This window comes from Nonomuraea turcica (assembly GCF_030718205.1).
GTDB lineage: Bacteria > Actinomycetota > Actinomycetes > Streptosporangiales > Streptosporangiaceae > Nonomuraea.
The window spans coordinates 331,773-357,407 of sequence record NZ_JAUZQF010000003.1 but is presented as its reverse complement, the minus strand read 5'-3'; the positions used below and the strand labels follow the sequence as shown (position 1 = coordinate 357,407).

The window sequence follows — 25,635 nt, the reverse complement described above, 5'->3', positions numbered from 1 at the left end:
CTCATCGGCGGGGCAGGCGGGCGATCAACCCGGTGACGACGAGCCCCGCGGCGCACATGCCGGACAGGGCCCACAGGCCGGCGTCGAAGGAGCCGGTCGCGTCCTTGAAGGCGCCCAGCCCGTAGGCGAAGGCCACTCCCCCGAGGTTGGCGCAGAAGTTGCTGAACCCGGTGACCAGGCCCGCGTTCGCCGTGCCGACATGCTGCAACGGCACGGCGAACAGCGGCCCGAAGTAGAGCTGGAGGAACACCGAGTTCACCGCGATCACCGCGATCAGCGCCGGCAGGGCGTCCACGAACGGAATGAGGAAGATCGTGACGGCCAGCATGGCCAGGGACACGCCGACCACGGCCAGCGGCCGCCCGAGCCGGTCGGACAGCCAGCCGCCGAGGAAGTTCGCCGGAGCCGTGACCGCCGCGCCGATGGCCACGACCGCACCGGCCACGCCGAGCGAGAAACCCTTGTCCTCCACGATGAGGCTCGGCAGCCAGAACCCGATCCCGGTGACCACCGCGAGCCGGACGAACTGGATGAAGCCGGCCAGCCACACGGCCCGGTGCGACAGGATCTCGCGGGCATCCGCCCAGGTCGGTGGCTTCGCATCAGCCTTGTGCGGGGCGGAGTCACCGAGCCTCGCGAAGGCCAGCAGCACCAGCAGGCCGCTGGCGGCGAACAGGATCATCAGCCAGCGCCAGCCCAGCGGGCCGACCAGCACCGGGCCGAGCGCATTGAGCAAGATGTTGGAGGAGAAGCCGCCGGCGACGTAGAGCCCCATGGCCGTGGCCCTGCGGTCCGCCGGGAACTGCCGGCTGATCAGCAGCAGCCCCGGCGCGAACACCAGCGCCCGGAAGACGCCCGAGACCGCCTGATTGACGACCAGCCAGCCGAAGGAGTCCAATGACGCGAACGTGATCGACAGCAGGTTGGTGCCGACCAGCCCCACCACGAACAGCCGCTTGGTGTCGAACCGGTCGGACAGGTATCCGGACGGGATCTGCATGAGCGCGTACGTGAACGTGCCCGCCGCGGCCAGGAGCCCCGCCTGCGACGGGCTGATCCCCACGTCCTGCCTGATGAGCGGGAGGAACAACGCGACGCCGCCGAAGCAGAGGGCCTGCATGCTCTGACACACGACGATCAACGTGCGATTGAGCGCCGGGCCCCAGCTGCGTACCGGAGATTTCACGGCCTCCGTCGCCGCGCCCCCCATCAGAGGGCGCCGTCATCCATGCATGCGTATGTCATCGACCTCACTCTAGGATCCGCCGGCAGGCCCGCCCACGCCCGGGGTCAGCTGTCCGGCACGTGGCCGAGATCCATGTCCGCCCTGGTCACCCACGCGGGCTCGGCCACCAGGAGGCTGAGCTGAGCGTCGGCCAGGTCCACGTCGACGACGTACCGGAACCCGGCGGCCTCCGCGGCGGCGATCCGGGCCAGGTCGCCTTCCGGGACGGCGTACACCACGCGGCGGCAGCGCGGGTCGGCCACGCTCACGGCGTCGACCAGCGCCCGGAGCAGCTCGGTCCCGGCCTCGTCGACCTGCAGCTCCAGGTCATGGGCGGCCACGGGGTAGGCCTCGCGGAGCCGCCCGGCGGCACAGCGCGCCAGCCGGACGCGCGCACTCTGGAAGGCCGGGGCGAGGTCGGGCAAGGGCGGCACCGTGATCATGTCAGCCGTCCTCCTCGACCATGCGCCGGATGGCGATCTTCTCCAGTTTGCCGGAGGCGTTGCGCGGCACGTTCCGCACGAGCTTGAGCAGCCTGGGCAGCTTGTATCTGGCCAGGTGCGCGGAGGCGTACTCCCGGACGTCGTCCAGCGTAAGGGTCACGCCCTCGGCCGGGGACACCACCGCGACGACGGTCTCGCCCCACTGCTCGTCGGGCGCGCCGACGACGGCCACGTCCACGACCCCCGGCATGGTGGCCAGCACTCGCTCCACCTCGGCCGGGTAGACGTTCTCACCACCGCTGATGATCATGTCCTTGAGCCGGTCGACGATGTACACGCAGCCGTCCTCGTCGAAGTAGCCGATGTCGCCGGAGTGGAACCAGCCCTCCTCGTCGAATGCGGCGGCGGTGGCCTCGGGGTTCTCCCAGTAGCCGGGGGTGACGTTGGGGCCGCGGACCACGAGCTCGCCCGCCTCGCCCGGCTTCAGCGGCTGGTTGGTGTGCGCGTCGACCACGCGTACCTCGGTGTACGGCATCGGGATGCCGGCAGAGCCGGCCTTCGTCAGGGTGTGCTCGGCGGGCAGGTGGGTGGCGAACGGCGCGGTCTCGGTCAGCCCCCACGCCTGCTGCAGCAGCACGCCGTGCGCGGCGTACAGCTCGATGAGCGCGGGCGGCACCGGCGCGCCGGCGACCACGATGGAGCGCAGCGGGGTGAAATCCATGTCGAAGACGCCCGGGACCCGGCTGAGCGCGGCGAACATCGCGGCCACGCCGAACATCGAGTTGATCCGGTACGTGGCCAGGTCGTCGAGGAACCCGACCGGGTTGAAAGCGCGGCGGACGAGCACGGTGCCGCCGCGCACGAGGGCGCGCAGCGCGAAACTGTTGAGCGCCCCGATGTGGAACAGCGGCGCGCCCGCGTACGTGACGTCGCCGCGCCGGGTGTCGAGCACGGAGTCCACGTTGACGGCGTTCCACCAGGCGTTGCCGTAGGTGAGGATGACTCCCTTGGGCAGCCCGGTAGTGCCGGAGGTGAACATCAGGATCGCCGGCTCGTCGAAGGTCCTGGGGACCACCGTCGGCGTCGGCGCCGCCGTGGCCATCGGTCCTGACCAGGGCTCCCACCCGGGGACGCCGCAGGTGGCGGGCACCGCCGGGTCGTCGTCCACCAGGAGGAACCGGGTCAGCGCGGTGCCGCCGCGGACGTGGTCCACGTGCGGGCGGTGCCCCTCCTCGCAGACCATGGTCCGGGCGCCGCTCTTGTCGAGCACCCGCTCCAGCTCCGGTTCGGCGAGCCGGAAGTTGACCGGGACGAAGATGGCGCCGATCCGGAAGACGGCCAGCATGGTGACGAGGAACGAGGCGCTGTTGAGTCCGAGGTAGGCGACGCGGTCGCCGGCCGCGACACCGCCGTCGGACAGGACGGTCGCCAGCCGCGCCGCCTTGTCGTCGAGCTGGGCGTAGGTGAGGTCGCCGCCCGGGTAACGGACGGCGACGACGTCCGCCCGGTAGCGGGCGTTCCGCGCGACCGCCGAGGCGGGGTTGACGTCGACTGTGCCAGGGATTGGGGGGTGGGTCACGATCGGCTCCTCAGAGGTGGTCGCCGCCGGCGGCGCGGGCGAAACCCCGGACGCCGATGCCGCCGTCGGCCGAGATCGCGTGTCCGGTGATGGGACCGCTCTGCTCCCGGGCCGCGAGCAGGACGTACGGGGCGGTGAAGTCGCGCGGGTCGGTGCTGGAGTCGTGCAGCGGGATGGGCGGGCTGGCCCCTCTCTTGGCGAACGACGCCGCGATCGAGCGGTCCCCGAGCGCCAGCGTCTCGGGGCCGCGCAGGTCGGTGTTCATGCCGCCGCAGGCGACGCCGTTCACCCGGACCTTGGGGGCGAGCTCGTAGGCGAGCTCACGCATGAGGCCGAGGCAGGCGTGCTTGCTGGCGGTGTAGAGGGGACCGCCGCCGTTGACGTGGAACGACGCGTTGGACAGCGTCATGACGATGCTGCCGCGGGTCTTGACCAGCTCCGGCCAGGCGGCCTCGGCGGCCAGCAGGTAGCCCTTGACGTTGATGGAGAAGACCTCGTCGAAGGCGGCGTCGATCTCCTTGCCGGACAGGCGGGTGAGCTGGCGCTGGTAGTCCCACACGCCGGCGTTCGCGACGAGGGTGTCGAGCCTGCCGAAGCGCTCGACCGTCTCGGCGACGGCGGCGTGCAGCGCCTCGGAGTCGCGGACGTCGGCGGTGACGGCGTGCATCCTGGCCGGGTCGGGCGCGGTGCCGATGACCTCGTCGAGCTGTGCTTGGTCGCGGCCGAGGATGGTCACGCACGCGCCCTCGGCGAGGAAACGCTCGGCGACAGCGCGGCCGATGCCGGAGCCGCCGCCGGTGATCAGGGTGGCGTACCCGTTGAGCCAGCCGCTCATGTCAGGAACCCGGTGACGAGGTTCTCGAACTCTTGCTGCCGCTCCAGTTGCACCCAGTGGCCGCACCGCCCGAACACGTGCAACTGCACGTCGCGGATCTGCTTGAGCATGAGCTGGGCGCCGTCGAGGGTGATCGTGCGGTCGTCGCGGCCCCACAGCAACAGCGTCGGCGCCTTGATCTTGTGCAGGTCCTTCCACAGCGGGTCCATGCCGCCGCGTTTGGCGAAGGCGGCGTTGTAGCGGTGGTAGAAGGCGACGTGGCTCTCGTCGAGTGAGGCCTCGTAGCGGCTCTTGACGACGTCCTCGCCGAACTGGCGGTGGTCGAAGACCATGGTGCGGATGAACGCGGCCATCTTCTTCTCGCTCGGACCGCCGCCGTTGTAGTAGCGGAACATCTCCTTCTGCCCCTCGGTGGGCGTGGGCCCGGACGGCAGCCACCCGCCGCCGGGCGCCATCAGCACCAGCCGGGTGACCCGCTCGGGGCGCTCCTGCGCCATCGCGATCGCGGCGGCGCCGCCCAGGCTGTTGCCCAGCAGGTGGAAGGTGCCGATGCCGAGGGCGTCGAGCGCCTGGAACAGCGCGTCCACGGTGATCTCGGTGATGGACCGCTTGTCCAGGTCTTCCTCGGTGGGGCGGTAGCTGCCGCCGAAACCGGGCTGGTCGGGCAGCACGACGCGGAAGTGGCGGGCCAGCGCCGGGAGGTTCTGGTGATAGTTGCTGACGCCGGAGGCGCCGGGGCCGCCGCCGTGCAGCATCACCAGCACGGGGCCCTCGCCGGTCTCGGCGACGGCGATCTCGCCGAGCGTGGTGGTCACGCTGTGGTGCTTCACAGGGGCTCCCATCAGAAGAAGGTCGAGATGTTCTTCGCGAGAAGGATGTTCTGGTCGAGCAGGATGGCCCGGCGGGCGACCTGGAAGCCGGCTCCGACCCGGCGCAGCACGTCGGTGCGGCTGCCGGCGAAGACGCTCTCCTCGCGCTCCAAACGGTTGCGGTAGACCAGGAATGCCGAGCGTACGTGCAGGTCATCGGTGGTGAAACCGGGGTGCTGGGCGGGGTCGGCGTGCCGGACCATCACGTTCGTCACCAGGTGGCGGGTGCGCGAGGGCGGGTCCTCGGCCCAGGCCATGCCGGAGTCGAAGCGGCGGATGCGCCAGGCCAGGCTCTCCTTGCTCTCGTCGTAGTAGGCGGCCTCACCGCGCACGGCCACCGACAGCGCCTGCTGGCGGCGCAGCCGGTTGGTGCGGGTGGGCATCCAGTAGTCGAGGTCGTCGGCGAGCAGGTCCAGCCAGTCGGCGTAACGGCCGGCGTCGAGGAGGTCGGCCTCCTCGTAGTAGAACTGCTCGACCTCGAAGTGGGTGTCGCGGTCGGCACGCAGCCCGGCCCGCGCGTCGGTGGCGGTGCTCACGGTGTCATTCGATCCCTTCTGGAGGGTGGTGGGGAACGGGGTGTGCCGCAGGGTGGCACGTCAGCCGCGCAGCAGCGTGCGCAGGCTCGCGGACGGGTCGGACAGCCGCGCCGGGTCGGCCGGGACCCGGCGGTCGATCATGCGGCGGGCAGCCCGCACGGCGGTGGAGTCGTCGACCGCGGCGGCCGCGACGACCAGCCCGTCCCGCAGGCCGAAGACGGAGAAGGACGGGTCGTCGAACGAGCCGCGGACGATGACCTCTTCGGCCGTCTCCATGTGGTCGGCGACCTCGACGTGGCGGCCGTGCCGGTCCGTCCAGAACCACGGCGCGGTCGGCGCGGGGGCGCGGGTGCCGAGGATGGTGGCCGCCGCGCGGGCGCCGTCGTGCTGGGCCGCCTCCCAGTGCTCGACCCGCGGCCCTTGACGGGTCCGCGCGCCGTCGCCCACCGCGAGCACGGCCGGGTTCGAGGTGATCTGTCCGGCGTCCACGAGGACACCGCGATCCACGTCGAGTCCGGCCGACTCCGCGAGAGCGGTCTGCGGTGTCATGCCGACGCCGAGCACGACCGCGTCGAACACCCGCGACGGCTCCGCAACCACCCCGGGCCCGGCCACGTCGAACGTCCGCGGCTCGACGCCGCCCGCGAAGCTCGCCTCGATGCCGTCCGTGGTCTCGGCGAAGGACGCGACGCCGGCCCGCACGGTGGTGATGCCGCGCCGCGCGTGCAGTCCGTGCAGCCAGGCGGCGAGGTCCTCGCCGAGAGCGGCGGCGAGCGGCGTGGCCACGGGGTCGGCCAGGACGACGTCGGCGCCCAGGTCGACGGCGGTCGAGGCGACCTCGGCGCCGATCAGCCCGGCGCCGACGACCAGGATCCGAGCGCCGGGGGTCAGCACGGCACGCAGCCGGTCGGCGTCCTCCGCCGTGCGCAGCACGTGCACGCGGTCGCTGCCCACGCCGGGGATCGGGGGGCGGGCCGCGCCGCCGCCGGTGGCCAGCACCACCCGGTCGGCGCGCAGCAGCAGGCCGCCCGCCAGTTCCACCGTGCCGTCGGCCGGGTGCAGGGCGGCGACCGTGCACTCGTTGATCAGCCGTACCCCCTGCTCGTCGTACCAGTGCGGGGGCTGCAGGGCGATCTGCTTGAGATCCCTCGATCCGGCCAGGTACTCCTTCGACAGCGGCGGGCGGTCGTACGGGAACTCGCCCGCGTCGACCAGCGTGAGATCGCCGTCGAAGCCGCCCGCGCGCAGGGCCGCTACCGTGCTGACGCCGGCGACGCCGCCGCCGGCCACCACGATCCTCATGGCGCCTGGTTCGGGAAGAGGTAGACCTCGCCGTCGCGGACCTCGACCCGGTGCGGGCAGGTGCTCCTGGTGGCGGGCAGGCCCTGAACCTCGCCGTTCTTCAGGCAGAACTTGCTGGAGTGCAGCGGGCACTCGACGTAGCCGTCCTCGACCCAGCCGTCGGCCAGCGAGGCGTCCTCGTGCGTGCAGGTGTCGTCGAGCGCCCACACGCTGCCGTCGGTGTCGCGCAGCAGCGCGATGTCGTCGGCGGTGCCGATGATCGACTTGTCGATGGCGACGCCCTCGCCCTCGGGGATGTCGTCCAGCGCCGCGACCCGGATTCCCTGAGTCATTTGTCCTCCTCGTGCCAGGCCGGGGTGTTCATGAGCTCGCGCCAGCGCGCGTAGAAGGCCCGGCCGGCGGCGTCGCTGTAGAGCTCGCTGGTCGTGCCGGGGTGACGGCCGTCCTCGCGTTCGGAGCCGAGGCCCATCTGGTAGTTGAGCGGCACGTTGTTGGTGATGAACCCGTGCGAGACGGCCTGCACCTCGCTCCAGTTCTCGCCGTCGTCCTGCTCGAAGATGCCGCTCGGGCCGAACGTGCGCAGGTTGTACAGGCGTTGCGCCTCGCGGACCTCGTGCGGCATGGACTTGTCGACGATCGTCCAGGCCCACACCTCCATCCGGTCCGGGCCCTTGGGGTGCCAGATCCGGATGGAGCCGTTGACCGGCAGGTAGGAGAAGTTGGGGAAGACGGTGGCGTGCCCGTTGGTCAGCGGGCCCTCGACGCGGGCGTCGCCGAGCCGTTCGCGCAGCGCTTGATAGTCGGTCCATTGGTGGACGGTTCTCGCGTCGAAGCGGTTCTTCGGGTGCACCGGGAAGCCGGCGCCGTGACCGTTCCGGCCGGCGTACTGGCGGCCGGAACGGTGCACGATCTCGTCCTTGGGGCCCTTGCCGGTGGGCGAGAGCAGCATGAGCGCCGAGGCGTGGCTCATGTTGACGTGGTACCAGTCGGTGGCGAACTGCTCGGCCGCCAGCTTCCAGTTGCCCTCGAGCACCCACTTGTGCACGCCGCCCACGACCACCGTGCCCTCGTCGTCGTGGTCGAGCATCGCGTCCATGTACCAGGCCATATCGCCGAGCGACTCGCGCAGCGGCACCGGGTCCGGGTTCCAGGTGCCGAAGATCAGGCCACGGTAGTTCTCGACGTGAGGCACCTCGACCAGGCCCCATTCGCCCGTCTCGAACGACTCGGGGTAGCCCGCCTTGTTCGGCACGCTGACCAGCTTGCCTTCGAGGTCGTACGACCAGCCGTGGTAGGTGCAGGTGAAGTTGCGCGTGGCGCCGTAGTCGGCGCGGCAGACGCGGGCGCCGCGGTGGCGGCAGGAGTTGAGGTAGGCGCGGACGCGCCGGTTGCGGTCGAGGGTGACGATGACCGGGTCCTCGCCCATGGAGGTGGTGAAGAAGTCGCCGGGCTTGTGGAACTGGTCGGCGTGCGCGAGGAACAGCCAGCTCGGCGCGAACACGCGGCGCAGCTCCTGACGGTAGATCTGCTGGTCGGTGAAGATGGCACGATCCACCAGCCCGCCCTCGGCATCGACGAGCCCGGAGACGTCGATGGTCCGCGCCAGCTCGCCCGGGCGTCGCAGGGCCCCGCGCGGGGGTTCGATGGTCATGGGCCCAGATAACAGCCACGGACCCGCCGCTTTCCAACCCTTGTTCCGTACGGCGGCACACGCGCTGTTCCCCGGCGATGACCGTCGGACAGCGTGGGGGCATGCTTGCCGCCACCGCCGTCTCCCAGAGCGCGACCGACCCGCTGGGCGGGCTCGTCCTGGGCGACGTACCCAGGCCCGAACCCCGGCCCGGCTGGTCGATCGTCCGGGTCGTCTCGTCCTCGCTCAACATGCATGACCTGTGGACGCTGCGCGGCGTCGGCCACCCGCCCGACCGGCTGCCGATCGTCCTCGGCTGCGACGCCGCCGGGTACGACGAGGACGGCAACGAGGTCATCGTGCACCCGGTCATCGCCGACCCGGACGCCGGCCGGGGCGACGAGACCCTCGACCCGAACCGGGCCCTGCTGTCCGAGCGGCATGACGGCGCCTTCGCCGAGTACCTGACGGTGCCCGCCCGCAACCTGATCCCCAAGCCGTCGTGGTTGTCGTTCGACGAGGCCGCGTGCCTGCCGGTCGCCTGGACGACCGCGTACCGGATGTTGTTCACCCAGGCGCGGATCACCGCCGGCGACCGGGTGCTGGTGCAGGGCGCGGGCGGCGGCGTCGCCTCGGCCGCGATCAAACTGGCCGTCGCCGCCGGCGCCGTCGTGTACGCGACCAGCCGCAGCGAGGACAAGCGGATCCAGGCTCTGGCCTGGGGAGCCCGGGCCGCGGTGCCGACCGGCGAGCGGCTGCCCGAGCGCGTGGACGTCGTCATCGAGACGGTCGGCGAGGCGACCTGGTCGCATTCGCTGAAGTCGCTGCGTCCCGGCGGCACGATCGTCATCGCGGGCGCGACCAGCGGCACGAACCCGCCCGCCGACCTCGGCCGGATCTTCTACCTGCAGCAGCGCATCCTCGGCTCCACCGGCTGCACCCGCGGCGAGCTCGTCGCCCTGCTCAAGATGATGGACGCCACGGGCCTGCGCCCGGTGATCGACCGCACGCTGCCGCTCGACGAGATCCACAAGGGCTTCCAGCTCATGATCGACGGGCGGCTCACCGGCAAGCTCGTCATTAAGGAGATCGCCTCATGAAAGCCGCAGCCGTCGGCTTGTCCCACTCCCCGCTCATCGGCAAGAACGACCCGGCGCCCGAGGTCATCGCGGCGGTGGACGCCGCCGTGGACGAGGCCCGGGCCTTCGTCCGCGCGTTCGACCCCGAGCTCGTCGTGCTGTACGCCCCCGACCACTACAACGGCTTCTTCTACAAGGAGATGCCGCCCTTCTGCCTGGCCACCGAGGCCGGCGCGGTCGGCGACTTCGGCTCGGCCGCGGGAGCGCTGTCGGTGGACGCCGGCGCCGCCCGCGCCATCGCGCGCGGTGTGCTCGATCGCGGCGTCGACCTCACGATCTCGGCGCGGATGACCGTGGACCACGGGTTCGTGCAGCCGCTGGAGGTACTGTTCGGCGGCATCGCGAACGTGCCTGTCGTGCCCGTCTTCGTCAACGGGGTGGCCACTCCGCTCGGCCCGGTCAGCCGCATCCGCGCCCTCGGCACCGCGATCGGCGAGGCCGCCGCCGAGCTGAACCGGCGGGTGCTGTTCCTCGGCTCCGGCGGGCTCTCCCACGATCCGCCCGTCCCGGTGCTCGACGGCGCCCCACCGCGGGTGGCCGACGCCCTCATCGAGGGCCACCCGCCCACGCCCGAGCAGCGTGCGCGCGGTGAGCAGCGCGTGATCCAGGCCGGCCGCGACTACGCCGCCGGCTCCACAGCGATGCTCCCCATCAACCCGAACTGGGACAACCTGGTCCTGGACACGCTCGCGTGCGGCCGCCTTTCCGACGTGGACGGCTGGAGCGTGGAGTGGATGGGAGAGCAGGGCGGCGGATCGGCCCACGAGGTGCGGACGTGGATCGCCGCGTTCGCCTCGCTCGCCGCCACCGGCAAGTACCGGATGACCTCCCGCTTCTACCGCGCGATCCCCGAATGGATCGCCGGCTTCGCGGTCGCGACGGCGGAGGCCGCGCGATGACCGCCATAGACGAGGCCGTGGACCGGCTGGCGGACGCGGCTCTCACCGGCAAGCCGTGCCGGCCGGTCCGCGACCTCATCACCGACGTCGCCGCCGCCTACGAGGTGCAACGCCGACTCAACGCCCGCCGGGCCGGCACTGTCGCCGGCCGGAAGATCGGCCTCACCTCCCCCGCCGTGCAGCGGCAGCTCGGCGTGGATCAGCCCGACTTCGGCGTGCTGTTCGCCGACATGGAAGTGTCCGGGACCGCTGCCGTGGAACGCCTCCTGCAGCCGAAGGTCGAGGCCGAGATCGCCTTCGTCCTGGCCCGCGACCTCTCCGAGGACCTCGACCTGGCGGCCGTCCGGGCGGCGGTGGACTACGCGACCCCCGCGCTGGAGATCGTGGACAGCCGCATCGCGAACTGGGACATCACGATCACCGACACCGTCGCCGACAACGCCTCCAGCGGCCTGTACGTGCTGGGCTCGGAGCGGCTGCCGCTGAGCGCGTTCGAACCGGTCGAGGCGACGATGCGCATGGACGCGGGCGGCCGGATCGTTTCCGAAGGCAACGGGGCCGCCTGCCTCGGCGACCCGTTGAACGCGCTGCTGTGGCTGGCCCGCACCGCCCGGGACTTCGGCGACCCGCTGCGCGCAGGCCAGGTGATCCTTTCCGGCGCCCTGGGACCGATGGTTCCCGTCTCCCCCGGTGTCACCGTACGAGCCGAAATTTCCGGACTCGGGGCGGTGGCCGTGACCTTCGAGGACGCGTCATGAACAAGACCAAGGTGGCCGTGATCGGCTCCGGCAACATCGGCACCGACCTGATGATCAAAGTGCTCCGCCTCTCCGGCATCCTGGAGATGGGCGCCATGGTCGGCATCGACCCCGACTCCGACGGCCTCGCCCGCGCCCGCCGCCTGAAGGTCCCCACCACCCACGAGGGCGTGGACGGCCTCATCGCCATGGACGGCTTCGCCGGCATCGACATCGTCTTCGACGCGACCTCCGCCAAAGCCCACCTCACCAATGCCGCCAAGCTGGAGCCCTACGGCAAGACGCTCATCGACCTCACCCCGGCCGCCCTCGGCCCGTTCGTCGTCCCGCCGGTCAACCTCGACGCCCACCTCGGCGCACGCAACGTGAACATGGTGACGTGCGGCGGTCAGGCCACCATCCCGATCGTGCACGCCGTCTCACGCATCACCCCCGTCGCCTACGCCGAGATCGTCGCCTCCATCGCCGCCAAGTCGGCCGGCCCCGGCACCCGCGCCAACATCGACGAGTTCACCGAGACCACGGCCGCCGCCATCGCATCGGTCGGCGGCGCCGCCCGCGGCAAGGCCATCATCGTCCTCAACCCCGCCGACCCGCCGCTCATCATGCGCGACACCGTCTTCTGCCTGATCGGCGACGCCGGCCACGACGCCATCCGAGCGTCCATCGAGGAGATGGTCGCCGAGGTGGCCAAGTACGTCCCCGGCTACCGGCTCAAGCAGGATGTGCAGTTCACCCCCATCGACGAGCCGGTGACCACGCTCACCCCCGAGCCGGTGACCACCCGGGTGTCGGTGTTCCTGGAGGTGGAGGGCGCCGCCCACTACCTGCCTGCCTACGCCGGCAACCTCGACATCATGACCTCGGCCGCCCTGCGCGTCGCCGAACGCATCGCCAACGCAGGAGCCGCCGCATGACTCTCTATATCCAGGACGTCACCCTCAGGGACGGCATGCACGCCGTACGGCACCGCATCACCCCGCACGATGTGGGCCGCATCGTCGCCGCCCTGGACGCGGCCGGCGTGGACGCCATCGAGGTCGCCCACGGCGACGGCCTGGCCGGCGCCTCCGTCAACTACGGCCCCGGCAGCAACACCGACTGGGAATGGATCGAGGCGGCCGCCGAGGCGGCGAGCCGGGCCACGCTCACCACCCTGCTGCTGCCCGGCATCGGCACCATCGCCGAGCTCAAGCACGCCTACTCCCTCGGCGTGCGCTCCATCCGCATCGCCACCCACTGCACCGAAGCCGACGTCGCCGCCCAGCACATCACCACCGCCCGCGAGATCGGCATGGACGTCGCCGGCTTCCTCATGCTCAGCCACATGGCACCCCCCGCCGAACTCGCGCGCCAGGCCAAACTCATGGAGTCGTACGGCGCCCACTGCGTGTACGTCACCGACTCCGGCGGCCGCCTCACCATGGACGGCGTCCGGGAACGCATCCGCGCCTACCGCGACGTCCTCGACCCCGGCACGCAGCTCGGCATCCACGCCCACCAGAACCTCTCGCTCGCCGTGGCCAACTCCGTCGTCGCCGTCGAGGAAGGCGTCACCCGCGTGGACGCCTCCCTGGCCGGGCACGGCGCGGGCGCCGGCAACTGCCCCATCGAGCCGTTCATCGCCGTCGCCAACCTCAACGCATGGACCCACGGCTGCGACCTGTTCGCCCTGCAGGACGCCGCCGACGACCTCGTCCGCCCGCTGCAGGACCGCCCCGTCCAGGTCGACCGCGAAACCCTCACCCTCGGCTACGCCGGCGCCTACTCCAGCTTCCTGCGCCACGCCGAGGCCGCCTCCCGCCAGTACGGCATCGACGTACGGACCATCCTGCTCGAAGTGGGCCGGCGCCGCCTGGTCGGCGGCCAGGAGGACATGATCGTCGACATCGCCCTCGACCTGCTCAAGACCTGAACACGTGGCTTCCAAGTCGCTCACAAGTATGGGGGCCTATCTCTAGGAGTGTCCGATTCACGCGTCATTCCGGAGTCCCCTCATGCGTCTGCTCACCCTCCTCACCGCCGCCATCCTCCCGCTGGGCGTGGCCGTCCCCGCCGCGGCCACGCCCGCCATCTGGAAGTGGCGCCCCGTCCATTCCGCCGACGGCATGGCCAGCGCCTGGGGCAAGGTGGCCATCAGCCAGTTCGGCTATGTCGTGTACGGCAACCTGGAGGACACCCGCGGCAAGGGTTGCGCCTGGGCCGTGCTGCGTGCCCAGGACGCCCGCAACGGCCGGTGGAAGGTCTACGGCTTCTACAACTGCACGCCCGGCACCGGGACCTTCCGCAAGAACTACGGCAGCGTCCTGCAGATCAAGGTGCAGGTCTGCCGGGGCACCTCCAAGCGCCCCACCGGCGAGTGCTCCAAGCAGAAGACCATCATGACCCAGGGCGGCTAGGCCCCCGCCCGCGCATCTCTCCGCGCGACGTTCCACCCTTTGACCAGCAGCCAGATCATGAGCACGGGCTCCCCGACGAAGGTGACCATGGCCACGTCGAGCGAATAGCCCGGCACGAGGAGCACGCCAAGGCTGTCCACGAGATAGCCGAGCCCCGCGATCACGAGGAGGACGCCCACCCACCTGGGTACATAGCGCGACTTGTACGCCAGGTATCCCAGGAGAGCCAGGTGAAGCGCGAAGAGGCTGAGGCCGGCCTTCCAGATGTCATCGAATGCGTTGATCTTCGACAGCACCTCGGCGGGTAAGACGCCGGTGGCGCCAAGGAGGGACGGCACCGCGGCGAGCTGGGCGATCGCAACGATGAACACTCCCCCGTACACCGCCCTGCACCAGGCCGCGAGCGTCGCGACGCCTTCGTTCACCGGCTTGAAGTAGACCAGCAGTGGCCAGGCCACGACCACGTCGAGAAGGGCGGCCAGGAGGAAGCCGGTCACGCCGTAGCGGAACAGGCCCTCCGCCTCGCGCAGGTCCCGCACGGTCCGCTCCGCGTCGCCTTCGGTGACGAGGGTCTCCAGGACGCCGAAGTTGGCGAGGCCTGCCACGACGGCGATCGCCAGCAGCGCGATTCCCGCGATCAGGCCGGCCCGGCGTATCGGCTGAGGGGTTGTTTCCGACGCGGTCATGCTCTCTCCCACTTCGACGATGTAAAGCATTTTTGACATCCCCCAACGTAACGAATCTTTGACGTCATGTCCAGAATCTTTTACATCATCGGCAGCGCGATCCCCTCGGTCACCCTTTTGCCGACACCGGACCGTCACCGTCCGTGTGAACACGGCGTCAGGCGGTTATCTCTGCACGGAGAAGACCGCTTGCCGAAACCGTCCGATGGGGCACATCGTCACGCCGCCCTGACCCGAGGAGCCTTATGCCGACCCTCGCCCGGCTCACCACCGCCGCCCTGCTGATCACGCTCACTGCCTGTGCCAACCAACCCGCCGCACCGCCGGCGCCGCCCTCCGCGGCAACGGCGGCCCCTGCGGCGACACCGACGGCAGCGACACCGACGGCGCCCCCGACGCCGACGCCATCCACCCCCACCCCGGCTGCCAGCCCGCAAACGGCGGCCGATGGGAACGATCTGGCTGCCTGCAAGGACGCCGACTGCGAGGTCGAAATCCGGGCAGGCGACCGCCTCACCATCGACGAGCGGTTCGGCCTGCAGCGGCTCACGATCAGCTCCCTCAACGCGGACGAGGCCGTTCTCACGCTCCTGGGTTCCACCGGCGGGCTGCGGGCCGAGGGAATGAGCGTGAGCGTCAGCGGCACCTGCGTCAACGGCCGCTGCCGCGACGAGGGCAAACTCACCCTGACTCCGCACTCACCCGGCCGCATCAACAGCATCCGGCTGGAACTGCCCTACCTCACCGACGACCACGCCATTCTGCGGCTCACACGGAAATAACGACGCGGCATTTCAGGCGCATGTAAGTGGATCTCAAGTGGACGGCAGCAGAATGAGCAAAAGCCAGAAGATCGGCCACGGAGAGCTACCATTGCCCACAAAAGCGGGTACGGTCCAGAACACTCCCACAGTATTGGGCGATCTTGCCGCAACAACTCAACGCAGTCACGGGCGACACAAGAGGGGGCAGTGTGTCGTTGCGCTTCGGCATTCTCGGTCCACCCGTCATCTGGCAGCATGACCAAGAGATCCGCCTGACCACCCGCCGTTCGCGTGCCGTTCTCGCGCACCTGATCCTGAGCCCGTCCTTCTCCGCGTCCGTCGACCGGCTCATCGACGTCATCTACGGCGACGCGCCCGGCAAGAGCGCACGCAACCAGGTCCATCGCGGTGTGGGCGAGCTACGCCGGCATGGCGTCACCATCGAGGTGCACGACAACGTCTACACGCTCGACGCCGACGAGGAGGCGATCGACGCGTTCGTCTTCACGCGGCTGTGCGACCGGGGGCGGGCCGCCGCGCGGGCGGGCGACCACGCCGAGGGAGCCAGGACGCTTCGAGCGGCGCTGGCTCTGTGGCGGGCGCCCGCGCTGGCCGGGCTCGACAGCACGGCCTCGCTGACGGCCGCGTCCGCCTGGAACGAGCGGCGGCTGAGCGCGATGGAAGAGCGCATCGACGCCGACCTCGCGCTCGGCAGGCACCGCGAGCTGATCGCCGAGCTGCGTGACCTGACCGACGCGCACCCCATGCGCGAGCGCTTCTACGCCCAGCTCATGCTCGCGCTGTATCGGGCGCAGCGGGGCAGCGAAGCGCTGGCTGTGTTCGCCGGCCTGGAGCGGCTGCTGCGCGACGAACTGGGCACCGACCCCGACCCCGAGCTGCGCAAGCTACGGCTACGCGTGCTGCGCCAGGATCCCGGGCTCGGCCGGCAGCGGCTTTCCGGGGTCAACGGGCCACGCCACGACGAGCCCGCCGCGCGGCCGACCACCGTGCCTCGTCAGCTCCCACCGCGCCCGGGTGCGCTGGTCGGCCGCGACGGCGAGCTGGCGGAGGCCGTGTCCGCCCTGCGCGGCGGCGTGGGGCTGCTGGTGATGGCCGGACCCGGCGGGATCGGCAAGACGGCGCTCGCGCTGGAGGCCGCGCACCGGGTGGCCGGAGACTTCCCCGACGGGCAGCTCTACGCCGACGGCTCGGGCGACCCCGGCGAGACGCTGAAGGGGTTCCTGTCCGCGCTCGGTGTGCGCGAGATCCCCGACGGCGTCACCGCCCGGTCGGTGGCGCTGCGCAGCGCGCTTGCCGTCCGCCGGGTGCTGATCGTGCTGGACGGCGCGGCGGACCCGGGGATGGTCCTGCCGTTCCGGCCGGGCAGCGCGGGCAGCGCGGTCGTGGTGACCAGCCGCTCGGCGCTGGCCCTGCTGCGGGACGCGCACAGGGTGACCGTGCCCGCGCTCACCGGTGCGGACGCGAGGAGGCTGCTGGCCGCGACGGTCGGCGAGGAGCGGCTGGCGGCCGAGCGGGAGGCGGCCGACCGGATCGTCGAGCTGTGCGCGGGCCTGCCCGTGGCGCTGACCATCGCCGCCGCCAAGCTCGCCGCGCGCCCCCACTGGCCGCTCAAGCACCTGGCCGACCGGCTCGCCGACCCTTTGGCCATCCTGGACACGCTGCGGCACGACGGTCAGTCCGTACGGCCCACGCTGCGGCACGGCTACGCCGCCCTCTCGCCCAGGTTGCGTGCGCTGGCGCGGGCCATCGGCTGCTACGGCGTGCCGGAGATCTCCTCGTCCGTGGCCGCCGCGCTCGCCGGTCTACCCGTGGACACGGCGGACAATCTGCTGGCGGAGCTGGCGGAGGCGCACTTCCTGGTCCCCGAGGGCCCGGCGGAAGGCGGTGGCTTCCGCTACCGCTGCCCCGAACTGCTGCTCGCCTTCACCGCCGAGCGGGCCGCCGCGGAGGACGCCGAGCCTGTGCGCCGCGCCGCGGTCGAGCGGGCGCTCGGCACGTGGCTGACCCTCGCCGACGCCGCCCACGCTCTGCTTCGCGGCAGAGACCACGCCATTCCCCGCGGCACGGCTCCGCGTCACCCCGCGGGCGACGCCGAACCCGGTCCCACCTGGCTGGCCGACCATCTCGACGAGCTTATGACCGGCGTACGGCGAGCCGCGGCCACCGGCCTGGCGGAGACCTGCTGGGAGCTGGCGATCGCCCCGCTGGCGCTGCTCGAGACCGGCCCGCACTTCGCCCGGTGGCTGGAGTCCCACCAGCTCGCCCTCGATTGCGTACGGCAGGCCGGCAACATCAGGGGCGAGGCGGCGTTGCTGTACTCGCTCGGCCAGCGTGCGCTGCTGGTCGGCGACTACGTCAGCGCGGGCGACCACGCCGACCGCGCGCTGGAGCTCTTCGGGAAACTGGACGACCGCCACGGCAAGGGGCTCGCCCTGCGGTTAGGGGGCGACCTCCACCAGCTCCACGAGGACCTCGCCATGGCCCGCGACGCCTACGAGGAGGCGGCGAGCCTGCTGCGGGAGAGCGGCGACCCGGTGGCGGAGGCCGACGCGCTCGGCGGGCTGGCCATGGTGTTCCACAGGACCGGCGAGCAGGAGGAGGCGCAGGTCTGCCTCGGCCGTGCGCTCGAGCTGTGCAGTGAGGGCGGCAGCCTGCGAAGCGAAGCCCAGATCCGGCGGGGCCTGGCCAAGCACGCGGTCAGGACGGGCACGCTGGAGAAGGCGAACCTGGAGTTCGAGCACGCCCTGGACATCGCCAGGCACCTCGACGACCGGGTGATGCAGTCACAGATCCTCCTCGACCTCGGCACCACCCGGATCCTGCTGGGCGATCCCGAGGCCGCCCAGCAGACCCTGGCGTGCGCGGAGGAAATGGCGCTGAGCTCGGGGCTCGGGCGGGTGGTGGCCCGTACCAGGACGGCCAGGGCCTTCCTGGCGGCCACGCCGGCTAGTCCCCCTCCGTCTTCGTGACGACCGCACTGCCGGCGATCTCCTGCAGCGCGCGCAGGTGCCGTTCGAAAGCGGCCCTGCCACCGGGGGTGAGCGACAGGTAGCTGCGGGGGCGCTTGCCGACGAACGTCTTGCGTACCTTGACGTAGCCGGCCGCCTCCAGCGTGGAGATCTGTTTCGACAGTGCGGAGTCGCTGATCTCGATGGCGTCGCGCAGGGACCTGAAGTCGGCCTGGTCCACTGCCGCGAGCGCGGCCACGATCGAGAACCGGACCGGCGCGTGAATGGTCTCGTCGAGTTCCTTGCGCGGGTGCTTCACGGCCTGCCTCTTGCCGCCTTGAGATCGAGATATCCGACCGCGAAGAAGGGCACGGCGGTGAGCAGCGCGCCGGGCAACCACCACGCCAGGGATCCGGGGAAGACCGCGGCGCCGACGACCACGACCACCGAGTAGATGCCCGCCCCCGCCGCGCCGCAGATCTGGTAGAGGGCGGCGTAGTGGCGCGGCACCACGGGCCGCGAGCCGGTGTAGATGCCGAGCGCGATCAGCGGCAGCAGCCCCACCCCCATGATCGCGTAGCTGGCCGGAGGCGGCACGAGCACGCCGAAGACCAGCAGGATCGCCACCGCGGCCAGCCCGAGCACGAAGGAGACGGCGGCGTGCAGCCGCGCTTTGGCGCGGAGCCGGGAGCCCGCGGCTCCGGCATCGGACAGCGCGTGCGCCGCCTGTTCTCTATCCATGGTCCTTTACTCCTCTCCCTGATCCCATTTGAACGTCTTGACCGCCAGCCACGCCACCACCCCGGTGGTGCAGGCCACGACCAGTACCGAGAGCCAGACCGGGTGGAATGGCCGGCCGCCCGGCAGCTGGGTGGCCATCAGGTCGGCGTAGAAGGAGCTGGGCAGCAGGCTCAGCGCGGTGCCGACGGCCTTCGGGAAGAGCCAGAGCGGCAGTGTCAGCCCGCTCATGAACAGCGCCGCGAGCTGGACGAGCGTGGCTACGTTGGTGGCGGCGTCGGGCGAGGACATGCGCCCGCCGATGAGATAGCCGATGCCCCCGAACATGGCAAGCCCGAGCAGCGTGATGCCGAGCAACGCGGGCACCGCCGAGAGGTCCAGCAGTCCGAGTGCGAGGGCCAACGCCAGCACCAGAACGGTCTGGACCACGACGATCGCCAGGCGGGCGGGCACGTGGGTGAGCACCAGCCTGGCCCGGGTTATCGGCGTGGTGCCGAGCAGCCGCAGCGTGCCCTTGGCGCGCATGGCCGCCAGCGGGCCCGCCGTCATGGTGAGCGCCGCGCCGGTGACGGAGAGGTAGAGCGCCATCGGGACGACGATCTGCTCGAAGTCGGGGGCGCCCTCGCCGCTGGGCATGAGCTTGGCGATGGTGAGGAAGATCCCTGCCATGCTGAAGGGGAAGACCAGGACGAAATAGAAGTATCTGCGGTCTCTGAGGAGTTCGCGGGTGTGCAAGCCCAAGAGCTCGCGGGTCGCTGAGGCCATGGTGTCATCCCTCTCCATGGATGTCGGCGAAGCTCGCGCCGGTGACGCGGCGGAAGACCGCCTCCAGCCCGGCGTCCCTGGTCTGGATCTGCCGCGCGCCCAGCCGCGTGGTGAGCACGGTGAACAGCGAGTCGGGGTCGGAGGTGCGCAGACTGACCCTGGTGTGGCCGTTCTGCTCCTGCGCGGACAACTCCGAGACGTCGGAGCGCGACTCGAGCTCTCCCAGCGCGGTGCCGGACGCCACGGTGAACCGCAGCTCCTGATCGGGCGCGTGCTGCCGGATCAGCTCGTCGGGGGCGCCGAGGGCGACGACCTTGCCGCTGTGCAGGATGGCGACCCGGCCGCAGAGTGTCTCCGCCTCCTCCATGGAGTGGGTGGACAGCAGCACAGTGCCGCCGGAGTCCCGATGGCCGCGGACCGCCTCCCACAGGTCCTGGCGCGCGTTGGGGTCCATGCCGGTCGAGGGCTCGTCGAGCACCAGCAGCCGGGGGCGGGAGATCAGCGCCGTGCCCACGAGCAGCCGCTGCTGCTGGCCGCCGGACAGTTTGGAGACCCTGACGTCACGCGAGTCGCCGAGGCCCAGCCTGCCGATGACGTCGTCGGGGTCGGCCGGGTCGGGGTAGAAGGAGGCCCACACGCGCAGCAGCTCGGCGACGGTCTGCTGCTCGAAGAGCGCGGCGTGCTGCGGCTGGACCGCGACGAGCCTGCGGATCTCGTCGCGCTGCGCGATCGGGTCGTAGCCGTAGACCAGGACCCGGCCCGAGGTGGGCCTGCGCAGCCCGACGAGTGTTTCGATGCTGGTGGTCTTGCCCGCGCCGTTGGGGCCGAGCAAGCCGAAGATCTCACCGCTCTCGATGCTCAGCGTGATCCCGTCCATCGCGGCGAGCCGGTCGTAGCGCTTCACCACGTTGTCGAAGACGACTGCCAGGTCATTCATGGGCATGGCGAGGAACCTCTCTCGTGGCGCCTGGCTCATCGCTTTCCACGATAGAAGTTACTTTCCAAACTGGCAAGTACTTTCCTTCATTGACAAGCAATGAGCCCCAGCAGGCACTCCTCCGCGGGCACGAAGCCGAGCCGGTTGAGGTCCATGTGCATGTACTGGAGCAGGAGCTCGGCCCGCGGGACGGGCACGCTCGCCGCGGCGGCGCCGTCGAGCACCGCGCGTACCGCCTCGACCTGCGCGGCCACGTCCGAAGGGCAGGCCGGGAGCGCCGAGGCGGTCTTGACGAGCAGGGCGCGGAGCCGGTCCTGGCCGGGGACCGCCAAGCGCAGCTGCCAGCCCCAATGCGCGCGGTGCGCGGCCCAGAAGCCCTTGCGCTCCGGCTCCGGCAGTGTGTTCCCCAGCCCGCGCATGTAGGCCACGGCCAGCGCCGCCCGCTCGCCCGTGCGATCCAGATCCGTCAGCCGCGCGTCGGCGTACCAGGCGCAGGACGTGGTGAACAGCTCCTCGGCCAGCGCCACTCCGGCCGCGCCGCCGTACTTGCCGAGCTCGGGTGCGTACAGGCAGGCGGCGGCCGCGCGCCGGGCGGGAAGCGGGCCGGGGAAGTCGCCGGGGACCAGCCGCTCGACCGGCTCCGGCCGCAGGGCCGTGAGGAGGTCCTCCAGTTCGGGGAGGCGTTCGTGCATCCGGTCCACGCCGTCGGCCGGGCAGCTGAGTCGCAGGCGCAGGTGGTGGCCTGTCATGTCCCAATAGCGGACGAAGAACCAGCGCGCCGCGCCCTCGCGGGCCGCCTGCTCGCGCAGCCAGGGCACGAGGAGGCGGGCTGCCGGGTCCATGAGCTCGGCGCCGCCGGGATAGGCGCGGACGTACCACCAGTCCATACCGGACAACTCCCCCAGTCGCTCAGTGCCGGACAGCTCCCCCAGTCGCTCCATGCCGGTCAGCTCCCCTGTCGCGGCCAGTGCACGAGCACGGCGTGCTCTGTCGCCCTGCGCCGTCCCGCGGTGTCGCGTTGCGGGTGCAGGTGGCGCTCGGGCAGTGCCTCCACGATGCGTACGTGGCCGGTCTCCGGCCGCAGCCACTGCGCCAGCGTGTCGAGCGAGAGCGGCGACGACAGCGACACCCACAACGGCTTGCGTTCACCGCCCATCCGCATCGTGGTGGCGCCGAGCTGGTGGACGAACACCTCCTCCGGCATGCCGTGGACCCGGCGGAACCGGTGTGCCAGGGACGCCAGCGCGGCCTCGTCCTGCCCCGGCTCCGGCAGCGGGAGCGCCCGCACGGGTGCGATCCAGGAGGCCCGGCGGGTGACGACCCGGCCGTGTGTCTCGCGGGGCAGCGCCACCACGTCCTCACCGCAGTGGGACAGCAGGTCGAACCTGGTCAGCGTGTAGTCGGAGTGCGGCGCGGCGTTGACCCATGGATCGGCCAGGACCGCGAGCAGGCGGACGTAGGACTGGAGCAGGTGCTGCGGGATCAGCCCCAGGTAGGCCAGGCCGATCGGCGCGCCCCCGGGCTCCAGCAGCGACAGTGTGTCAGTGTCCCGGTCGTGCGCGAGCACCGTCGCTTCCAGTCGCAGCCCGCCCGGTGCGTCCGGCTCGCCGGGCACGAGCAGCGGCGGCAGCAGGCCCGCGCACTCGGCCTGGACGGTGTTGCACTCGGTCCACACGACCAGCTCACGGTGGCTCGCCCCGGGCCAGCAGGCGGCGACGTGACCGGCCAGCCGGGTACGCAGGTCCTCGCCCAGCAGCTCGCGGAAACGGGTGAACAGGCCACCGCTGCCGTAGCTGAAGTTGTTGACGACCATGCGATGGCGTCCGTCGGCCACGTCGGCCCAGTCGTCGGCCTCGAACTGGACCAGCAGTGCCGCGCCCGGTGGAGCGCTGGTGGGCCCGACCGGCAACCAGGCCCGCTCCCCCGGCGCGGCCCGGCTCCTCAGGTCCATGCCCACGGCCTGCTCGAGCGGTGTGTTGGAGTCGCCGTCCGTCGCGAGGCGCATGAGAAACCCCAGCGGGTCGCGGCAGTGGCCGCCGCGGCCGTACTCGGCCACGAACCGATTCAGCAGCAGGTCGTAGACGTGCGAGCGGAAAACCCACGGTCGCATCCTGGCGCTGAGCGCCGCCAGGTCCTCGCGTACCGGGGTGAAAGCGCAGGGATCCGGAAGATCCGCATCGGTCTCCCGGTCCTCGTAGATCAGCCCACCGGGCCGCTCCGACCAGGACCTGGCCAGCTCACCGACGGCCTGGGCGGCATTCAGCCTGCCCTTCACGCCTTCCCGGCAGGCCCTGGCGCCGAGGTCGCGGGCGGAGCTCAGCGCGCCCGCGCCTATCCGTGCGCCCGGCGCTCCCGCCGCCGGCGCGCCCGCGGCTCCCGGGGCTCCCGCCACCGGCGCGCCCGGGGCCTCTGTCGCCTGCCCGCCGGGTGCCCGCGCGGCCAGTGCCACCAGCGCGCCGAACGGCTCCTCGCCGCGCCGCCACGGTGGCACGGGATGCAGCAGGCCGCTGTCCAGCAGCCGGACGAACCTCGTGAAGGGCCGAGCCCCGCCGATCGAGGCGAGGATCTCGTCGAGGGCGCGGTCCTGCGCGCCCAGCGGGTCCAGCCAGCGGCGGGCGTGATCGGCCTCGACCACCCGGTCCTGCCGCCAGATGATGCCCTCGGCCGTCGACACCTCGCTGTGCAGGAGTAATCCGGCGGGGGCGGCCGGTCCACCCGGCACGATCGGCGCGGCACGGTAACGCAGCAGCCCCGCGGTCTGCTCGTCGTGTGCGAGCAGCCACAGCGCCCGGTGGGCGAGCGTCGCGGTCGTACGGCTGCGCGCCCGCCCCAGCCCGGCGGTCCCGGCCAGGCCCACCGTGGTCAGGCCGGACAGCGGGCTGGTCTTGACCGCGGCGCGGGAGACGTAGGAGTAGAGGGTCTGCCTGTCGCGTGCCGAGTCGCGGCGGCCGTATCGGAGCCAGTCGGGGGCCGTGAGGGCCAGGGAGCGGGCAAAAGTGGGATCGTCCAGGCTGCCGCGCAGTCGCTCCAAGGCCGCGGCGCGGTCGGCGGCGAGCTGGCTGCCGAGCTTGGCCAGTAGGCCCGCGCGGCCGCCGGTCAGCCGGATCCAGGCGTCGAGCAGCGTCCCGTCCTCCGGGGCCAGACGCGCGTGCGCGCGGGCGGCGGTGCCGTCGTCCCACGGCAGCGCCCCGAGCTTGTTGACCGCCCGTTTGCCGGCGAGGACCCTGCGCCGCAGCGGCACGTCGTCATCGAGCCGCGGCACCAGGTCGAACAGGACGTCGATCAGCCGGGGGGCGAGCCGTTCCAGCTCATCGCCCATCCGGGCGAGTTCGTCAAGCAGGTCGCGGGTCGGCGGACCGACGATGTCCAGCGCGTCCGCGGGCAGCCCCGCGACCCGGGCGAGCACAGGACCCGACAGCCGGCCAGGCACGCCGCTCACCGGCCCGCCGCGGCCATGACGGCCTGGACCAGCATGGGCAGCGTGGAGATCATGGACAGCGCGAGCACCCCGACGTAAGCGGCGCAGACGAGTCCGTAGGCCAGGTAGGCCAGCCGGGCCTTGAGCGCCAGGTTCGCCAGGTAGTTCGGCAGCGGCTTGGGCACGATCAGGGCACCGAGCAGGGTGAAGGCGCGGCCCCGCGGGTCCACCAGGCCGGTGGCCGTCTCGATGGCGGCGTAGCCGTCGCTGGGGAGCAGCGGGTTGAGGTTGATCACCATGCCAATGAGCTGGAAGACCAGCAGGAAGGCGGCCGTGTGCTGGACGAAGCCGTCGGCGGTGAGGGCGACGACCGCGCTCACGCCGGTCAGCCAGCCGTCGCTCATCAGCCCGGCCAGCGCGAGCACGATCCGCCCGCCGCGGCCGCGCAGCCGGTAGGCGTCGGTGCGGTCGACGTAGGCGAGCGGCAGGAAGTAGAACAGCAGCGCCACCCCGAGGCCGCGGACGGGCACTTTGAGCACCTGCGCGACCAGCGCGTGCGCGCTCTCGTGCACGAGGACCGCGACGAGCTGCAGCAGCGCGGCCACGACGAACGCGGCGCCGCCGATCCGCTCGAACGAGGGCGGCGAGGTGAACACCGTGAAGGCGCCGAGCGAGAAGCCCGCGAGCGCGCCGAGCCCCGCCACCGCCACCAGCGCCCTGGCGTTCCAGCGGCGCAGCACTCTGGCGAGCGGTTCGAGCAGGGCGGGCAGCGAGCGGGTGAGGACGATCCGCGGCATGAACATGGACGTGCGGATCCGCTTGCCGCTCGTGTCCTTGTCCTGCCGCTCCGCGCCGACCAGCAGGCCGCTCTCCTCCAGCCTCGTCAGGAAGTCCTCCACCTCGTCGCGCCGGCCGCCGCCGTCGCTCAGCAGGGCGATCAGCTCTTCGCGCGATCTGGTGCCGTCCAGCTGGGTGAGGACCAGCTGAGCGGCCCGGGTGACGCGGTGGTAGGCGCCGGTGACGGGGTCGTACACCAGCGGGCGGTCGTCCATCCCGGTAAGGAGCTCGAGGTCCTCGCGGAGTTTCGGTGCGCTGATCATTTCCTGCCCCTGGGTCGTTCGGTCAAGAGGCTGAGGCCGGCGCCGACCTCAGCCTGGTTTCCTGATCTGTCACCGCGTCAGGGCCCGTAGCACATCGCGGTCATGACGGATCCCGCGGTGCTCGGGCAGCTCGCGGTGCCCAGCGTGGATGTGGTGCTCAGGGTGGCCAGCGCCACGCCCTCGCGGAACTGTTCGAGCTCCAGCCCGTCGTCAGGGAGCTGAACGGCGCTCAGGTCGAGGTCCTCGTGGTACGTCATCGGTGTCCTCCCCTCACCATGAGTAGGTGGAGGCCGTGGTGAAGCTCGACGCCGAGCTCGCCGGGCAGGACGCGGACGAGGCCGTGCCCGCGCAGGCGAAGCAGCCCAGGGCGTTGCCCTCGGGCAACTCCTCGATGGCGAGCGCATCGTCGAACGCATACAGTTCGACCTGGTGTTCGTTCATGGTCATCCTCCTCATCAGCCGAAGGTGGAGGCGGTGCTGACGCTCGCGGCCGAGCTTCCCGGGCAGGAAGCGGTCGACGCCGATGACGCGCAGAACCAGCTGCCGAGCGCGTTGCCCTCGGGCAACTCCTCGATGGCGAAGCCGTCGTCGAACGCGTAGAGCTCGATCGGCTCGGAACTCATGGGGATCACTTCCAATCTGTT

28 protein-coding genes are annotated in these 25,635 nt (G+C 71.4%); 8 read left to right on the top strand and 20 right to left on the bottom strand.

Annotation, left to right across the window (positions count from 1 at the left end; genetic code table 11):
- Position 1: 1 nt before the first annotated feature.
- From Q9G87_RS10460 to Q9G87_RS10420, 9 genes are all read right to left on the bottom strand, one after another.
- Positions 2–1,186: an MFS transporter gene (locus Q9G87_RS10460; RefSeq protein WP_305916057.1), complete on the bottom strand. Its 1,185-nt coding sequence runs from the start codon at positions 1,184–1,186 to the stop codon at positions 2–4.
- Positions 1,187–1,290: 104 nt separating this feature from the next.
- On the bottom strand, positions 1,291–1,668 hold the full coding sequence (locus Q9G87_RS10455) for a hypothetical protein (protein ID WP_305916056.1): 378 nt from the start codon (positions 1,666–1,668) through the stop codon (positions 1,291–1,293).
- A 1-nt stretch (position 1,669) separates the two neighbouring features.
- On the bottom strand, positions 1,670–3,247 hold the full coding sequence (locus tag Q9G87_RS10450) for an AMP-binding protein (RefSeq protein ID WP_305916055.1): 1,578 nt from the start codon (positions 3,245–3,247) through the stop codon (positions 1,670–1,672).
- Positions 3,248–3,257: 10 nt separating this feature from the next.
- Positions 3,258–4,082, bottom strand: coding sequence for an SDR family NAD(P)-dependent oxidoreductase (locus Q9G87_RS10445; RefSeq protein WP_305916054.1), 825 nt, complete (start codon positions 4,080–4,082; stop codon positions 3,258–3,260).
- Positions 4,079–4,912, bottom strand: coding sequence for an alpha/beta fold hydrolase (locus tag Q9G87_RS10440; RefSeq protein ID WP_305916053.1), 834 nt, complete (start codon positions 4,910–4,912; stop codon positions 4,079–4,081). The genes Q9G87_RS10445 and Q9G87_RS10440 overlap by 4 nt, the downstream gene beginning before the upstream one ends.
- Positions 4,913–4,923: 11 nt before the next feature.
- Complete coding sequence (locus Q9G87_RS10435) at positions 4,924–5,487, bottom strand: 3-phenylpropionate/cinnamic acid dioxygenase subunit beta (RefSeq protein ID WP_305916052.1); 564 nt, start codon at positions 5,485–5,487, stop codon at positions 4,924–4,926.
- A gap of 60 nt (positions 5,488–5,547) precedes the next feature.
- A complete protein-coding gene (locus Q9G87_RS10430; protein WP_305916051.1) occupies positions 5,548–6,789 on the bottom strand; it encodes an NAD(P)/FAD-dependent oxidoreductase in 1,242 nt (413 codons plus the stop codon).
- Positions 6,786–7,121 (bottom strand): non-heme iron oxygenase ferredoxin subunit, encoded by a 336-nt coding sequence (locus Q9G87_RS10425; RefSeq protein WP_305916050.1) that lies wholly within the window; start codon positions 7,119–7,121, stop codon positions 6,786–6,788. The genes Q9G87_RS10430 and Q9G87_RS10425 overlap by 4 nt, the downstream gene beginning before the upstream one ends.
- Positions 7,118–8,440, bottom strand: a complete 1,323-nt coding sequence (locus Q9G87_RS10420) for an aromatic ring-hydroxylating dioxygenase subunit alpha (RefSeq protein ID WP_305916049.1) — start codon at positions 8,438–8,440, stop codon at positions 7,118–7,120. Before Q9G87_RS10420 ends, Q9G87_RS10425 begins: the two co-directional genes overlap by 4 nt.
- Positions 8,441–8,541: 101 nt before the next feature.
- Between Q9G87_RS10420 and Q9G87_RS10415 the strand changes: the two genes are divergently transcribed.
- The 6 genes from Q9G87_RS10415 (at position 8,542) to Q9G87_RS10390 (ending at position 13,614) form a co-directional block, all read left to right on the top strand.
- Complete coding sequence (locus tag Q9G87_RS10415) at positions 8,542–9,519, top strand: zinc-binding dehydrogenase (RefSeq protein WP_305916048.1); 978 nt, start codon at positions 8,542–8,544, stop codon at positions 9,517–9,519.
- On the top strand, positions 9,516–10,457 hold the full coding sequence (locus tag Q9G87_RS10410) for a 3-carboxyethylcatechol 2,3-dioxygenase (RefSeq protein ID WP_305916047.1): 942 nt from the start codon (positions 9,516–9,518) through the stop codon (positions 10,455–10,457). The genes Q9G87_RS10415 and Q9G87_RS10410 overlap by 4 nt, the downstream gene beginning before the upstream one ends.
- Positions 10,454–11,215 carry a 2-keto-4-pentenoate hydratase gene (locus tag Q9G87_RS10405; RefSeq protein ID WP_305916046.1) on the top strand — a complete coding sequence of 254 codons (762 nt, stop codon included), beginning with the start codon at positions 10,454–10,456 and terminating at the stop codon, positions 11,213–11,215. Before Q9G87_RS10410 ends, Q9G87_RS10405 begins: the two co-directional genes overlap by 4 nt.
- Positions 11,212–12,132 (top strand): acetaldehyde dehydrogenase (acetylating), encoded by a 921-nt coding sequence (locus Q9G87_RS10400; RefSeq protein WP_305916045.1) that lies wholly within the window; start codon positions 11,212–11,214, stop codon positions 12,130–12,132. Before Q9G87_RS10405 ends, Q9G87_RS10400 begins: the two co-directional genes overlap by 4 nt.
- On the top strand, positions 12,129–13,130 hold the full coding sequence (gene dmpG / locus Q9G87_RS10395) for a 4-hydroxy-2-oxovalerate aldolase (RefSeq protein ID WP_305916044.1): 1,002 nt from the start codon (positions 12,129–12,131) through the stop codon (positions 13,128–13,130). The genes Q9G87_RS10400 and dmpG overlap by 4 nt, the downstream gene beginning before the upstream one ends.
- Positions 13,131–13,212: 82 nt before the next feature.
- A complete protein-coding gene (locus tag Q9G87_RS10390; RefSeq protein ID WP_305916043.1) occupies positions 13,213–13,614 on the top strand; it encodes a hypothetical protein in 402 nt (133 codons plus the stop codon).
- On the opposite strand, the gene Q9G87_RS10385 is transcribed toward Q9G87_RS10390, so the two are convergent.
- Positions 13,611–14,300: a DUF4386 domain-containing protein gene (locus tag Q9G87_RS10385; protein WP_305916042.1), complete on the bottom strand. Its 690-nt coding sequence runs from the start codon at positions 14,298–14,300 to the stop codon at positions 13,611–13,613. The two genes, Q9G87_RS10390 and Q9G87_RS10385, sit on opposite strands and share 4 nt — an antisense overlap.
- A gap of 245 nt (positions 14,301–14,545) precedes the next feature.
- Here Q9G87_RS10385 and Q9G87_RS10380 point away from each other — a divergent pair, with 245 nt between their 5' ends.
- Entirely contained in the window at positions 14,546–15,082 is a 537-nt protein-coding gene (locus Q9G87_RS10380; protein ID WP_305916041.1) for a hypothetical protein, read from the top strand.
- A 191-nt stretch (positions 15,083–15,273) separates the two neighbouring features.
- A complete protein-coding gene (locus tag Q9G87_RS10375) occupies positions 15,274–18,054 on the top strand; it encodes an AfsR/SARP family transcriptional regulator (RefSeq protein ID WP_305916040.1) in 2,781 nt (926 codons plus the stop codon).
- On the opposite strand, the gene Q9G87_RS10370 is transcribed toward Q9G87_RS10375, so the two are convergent.
- From Q9G87_RS10370 to Q9G87_RS10325, 10 genes are all read right to left on the bottom strand, one after another.
- A complete protein-coding gene (locus Q9G87_RS10370; protein ID WP_305916039.1) occupies positions 18,032–18,352 on the bottom strand; it encodes a winged helix-turn-helix domain-containing protein in 321 nt (106 codons plus the stop codon). The genes Q9G87_RS10375 and Q9G87_RS10370 overlap by 23 nt on opposite strands.
- Positions 18,349–18,774 (bottom strand): hypothetical protein, encoded by a 426-nt coding sequence (locus Q9G87_RS10365; RefSeq protein WP_305916038.1) that lies wholly within the window; start codon positions 18,772–18,774, stop codon positions 18,349–18,351. The genes Q9G87_RS10370 and Q9G87_RS10365 overlap by 4 nt, the downstream gene beginning before the upstream one ends.
- A gap of 6 nt (positions 18,775–18,780) precedes the next feature.
- On the bottom strand, positions 18,781–19,536 hold the full coding sequence (locus tag Q9G87_RS10360) for an ABC transporter permease (RefSeq protein ID WP_305916037.1): 756 nt from the start codon (positions 19,534–19,536) through the stop codon (positions 18,781–18,783).
- A 4-nt stretch (positions 19,537–19,540) separates the two neighbouring features.
- Positions 19,541–20,479: an ABC transporter ATP-binding protein gene (locus Q9G87_RS10355; RefSeq protein WP_305916036.1), complete on the bottom strand. Its 939-nt coding sequence runs from the start codon at positions 20,477–20,479 to the stop codon at positions 19,541–19,543.
- Positions 20,480–20,559: 80 nt separating this feature from the next.
- Positions 20,560–21,414, bottom strand: coding sequence for a lantibiotic dehydratase C-terminal domain-containing protein (locus tag Q9G87_RS10350; protein ID WP_305916035.1), 855 nt, complete (start codon positions 21,412–21,414; stop codon positions 20,560–20,562).
- A 5-nt stretch (positions 21,415–21,419) separates the two neighbouring features.
- Positions 21,420–23,912, bottom strand: a complete 2,493-nt coding sequence (locus Q9G87_RS10345) for a hypothetical protein (RefSeq protein WP_305916034.1) — start codon at positions 23,910–23,912, stop codon at positions 21,420–21,422.
- Positions 23,909–24,991 carry a hypothetical protein gene (locus Q9G87_RS10340; protein ID WP_305916033.1) on the bottom strand — a complete coding sequence of 361 codons (1,083 nt, stop codon included), beginning with the start codon at positions 24,989–24,991 and terminating at the stop codon, positions 23,909–23,911. Before Q9G87_RS10340 ends, Q9G87_RS10345 begins: the two co-directional genes overlap by 4 nt.
- A 77-nt stretch (positions 24,992–25,068) precedes the next feature.
- Entirely contained in the window at positions 25,069–25,248 is a 180-nt protein-coding gene (locus Q9G87_RS10335) for a thiocillin family RiPP (RefSeq protein ID WP_305916032.1), read from the bottom strand.
- Positions 25,249–25,261: 13 nt separating this feature from the next.
- Positions 25,262–25,432, bottom strand: a complete 171-nt coding sequence (locus Q9G87_RS10330; RefSeq protein WP_305916031.1) for a thiocillin family RiPP — start codon at positions 25,430–25,432, stop codon at positions 25,262–25,264.
- 14 nt (positions 25,433–25,446) lie between these two features.
- On the bottom strand, positions 25,447–25,614 hold the full coding sequence (locus tag Q9G87_RS10325) for a thiocillin family RiPP (protein ID WP_305916030.1): 168 nt from the start codon (positions 25,612–25,614) through the stop codon (positions 25,447–25,449).
- Positions 25,615–25,635 lie beyond the last annotated feature (21 nt).

What these genes read in the sequence shown, in the direction of transcription:
- Q9G87_RS10410 (WP_305916047.1), top strand. Translation starts at nt 9,516, where the DNA reads ATGAAAGCCGCAGCCGTCGGCTTGTCCCACTCCCCGCTCATCGGCAAG.
- Q9G87_RS10330 (WP_305916031.1), bottom strand. Translation starts at nt 25,432, where the DNA reads ATGAACGAACACCAGGTCGAACTGTATGCGTTCGACGATGCGCTCGCC.
- Q9G87_RS10400 (WP_305916045.1), top strand. Translation starts at nt 11,212, where the DNA reads ATGAACAAGACCAAGGTGGCCGTGATCGGCTCCGGCAACATCGGCACC.
- Q9G87_RS10445 (WP_305916054.1), bottom strand. Translation starts at nt 4,082, where the DNA reads ATGAGCGGCTGGCTCAACGGGTACGCCACCCTGATCACCGGCGGCGGC.
- Q9G87_RS10390 (WP_305916043.1), top strand. Translation starts at nt 13,213, where the DNA reads ATGCGTCTGCTCACCCTCCTCACCGCCGCCATCCTCCCGCTGGGCGTG.
- Q9G87_RS10430 (WP_305916051.1), bottom strand. Translation starts at nt 6,789, where the DNA reads ATGAGGATCGTGGTGGCCGGCGGCGGCGTCGCCGGCGTCAGCACGGTA.
- Q9G87_RS10415 (WP_305916048.1), top strand. Translation starts at nt 8,542, where the DNA reads ATGCTTGCCGCCACCGCCGTCTCCCAGAGCGCGACCGACCCGCTGGGC.
- Q9G87_RS10405 (WP_305916046.1), top strand. Translation starts at nt 10,454, where the DNA reads ATGACCGCCATAGACGAGGCCGTGGACCGGCTGGCGGACGCGGCTCTC.
- Q9G87_RS10340 (WP_305916033.1), bottom strand. Translation starts at nt 24,991, where the DNA reads ATGATCAGCGCACCGAAACTCCGCGAGGACCTCGAGCTCCTTACCGGG.
- Q9G87_RS10455 (WP_305916056.1), bottom strand. Translation starts at nt 1,668, where the DNA reads ATGATCACGGTGCCGCCCTTGCCCGACCTCGCCCCGGCCTTCCAGAGT.
- Q9G87_RS10385 (WP_305916042.1), bottom strand. Translation starts at nt 14,300, where the DNA reads ATGACCGCGTCGGAAACAACCCCTCAGCCGATACGCCGGGCCGGCCTG.
- Q9G87_RS10355 (WP_305916036.1), bottom strand. Translation starts at nt 20,479, where the DNA reads ATGCCCATGAATGACCTGGCAGTCGTCTTCGACAACGTGGTGAAGCGC.
- Q9G87_RS10335 (WP_305916032.1), bottom strand. Translation starts at nt 25,248, where the DNA reads ATGACGTACCACGAGGACCTCGACCTGAGCGCCGTTCAGCTCCCTGAC.
- Q9G87_RS10380 (WP_305916041.1), top strand. Translation starts at nt 14,546, where the DNA reads ATGCCGACCCTCGCCCGGCTCACCACCGCCGCCCTGCTGATCACGCTC.
- Q9G87_RS10350 (WP_305916035.1), bottom strand. Translation starts at nt 21,414, where the DNA reads ATGGAGCGACTGGGGGAGCTGTCCGGCACTGAGCGACTGGGGGAGTTG.
- Q9G87_RS10420 (WP_305916049.1), bottom strand. Translation starts at nt 8,440, where the DNA reads ATGACCATCGAACCCCCGCGCGGGGCCCTGCGACGCCCGGGCGAGCTG.
- dmpG (WP_305916044.1), top strand. Translation starts at nt 12,129, where the DNA reads ATGACTCTCTATATCCAGGACGTCACCCTCAGGGACGGCATGCACGCC.
- Q9G87_RS10425 (WP_305916050.1), bottom strand. Translation starts at nt 7,121, where the DNA reads ATGACTCAGGGAATCCGGGTCGCGGCGCTGGACGACATCCCCGAGGGC.
- Q9G87_RS10360 (WP_305916037.1), bottom strand. Translation starts at nt 19,536, where the DNA reads ATGGCCTCAGCGACCCGCGAGCTCTTGGGCTTGCACACCCGCGAACTC.
- Q9G87_RS10365 (WP_305916038.1), bottom strand. Translation starts at nt 18,774, where the DNA reads ATGGATAGAGAACAGGCGGCGCACGCGCTGTCCGATGCCGGAGCCGCG.
- Q9G87_RS10325 (WP_305916030.1), bottom strand. Translation starts at nt 25,614, where the DNA reads ATGAGTTCCGAGCCGATCGAGCTCTACGCGTTCGACGACGGCTTCGCC.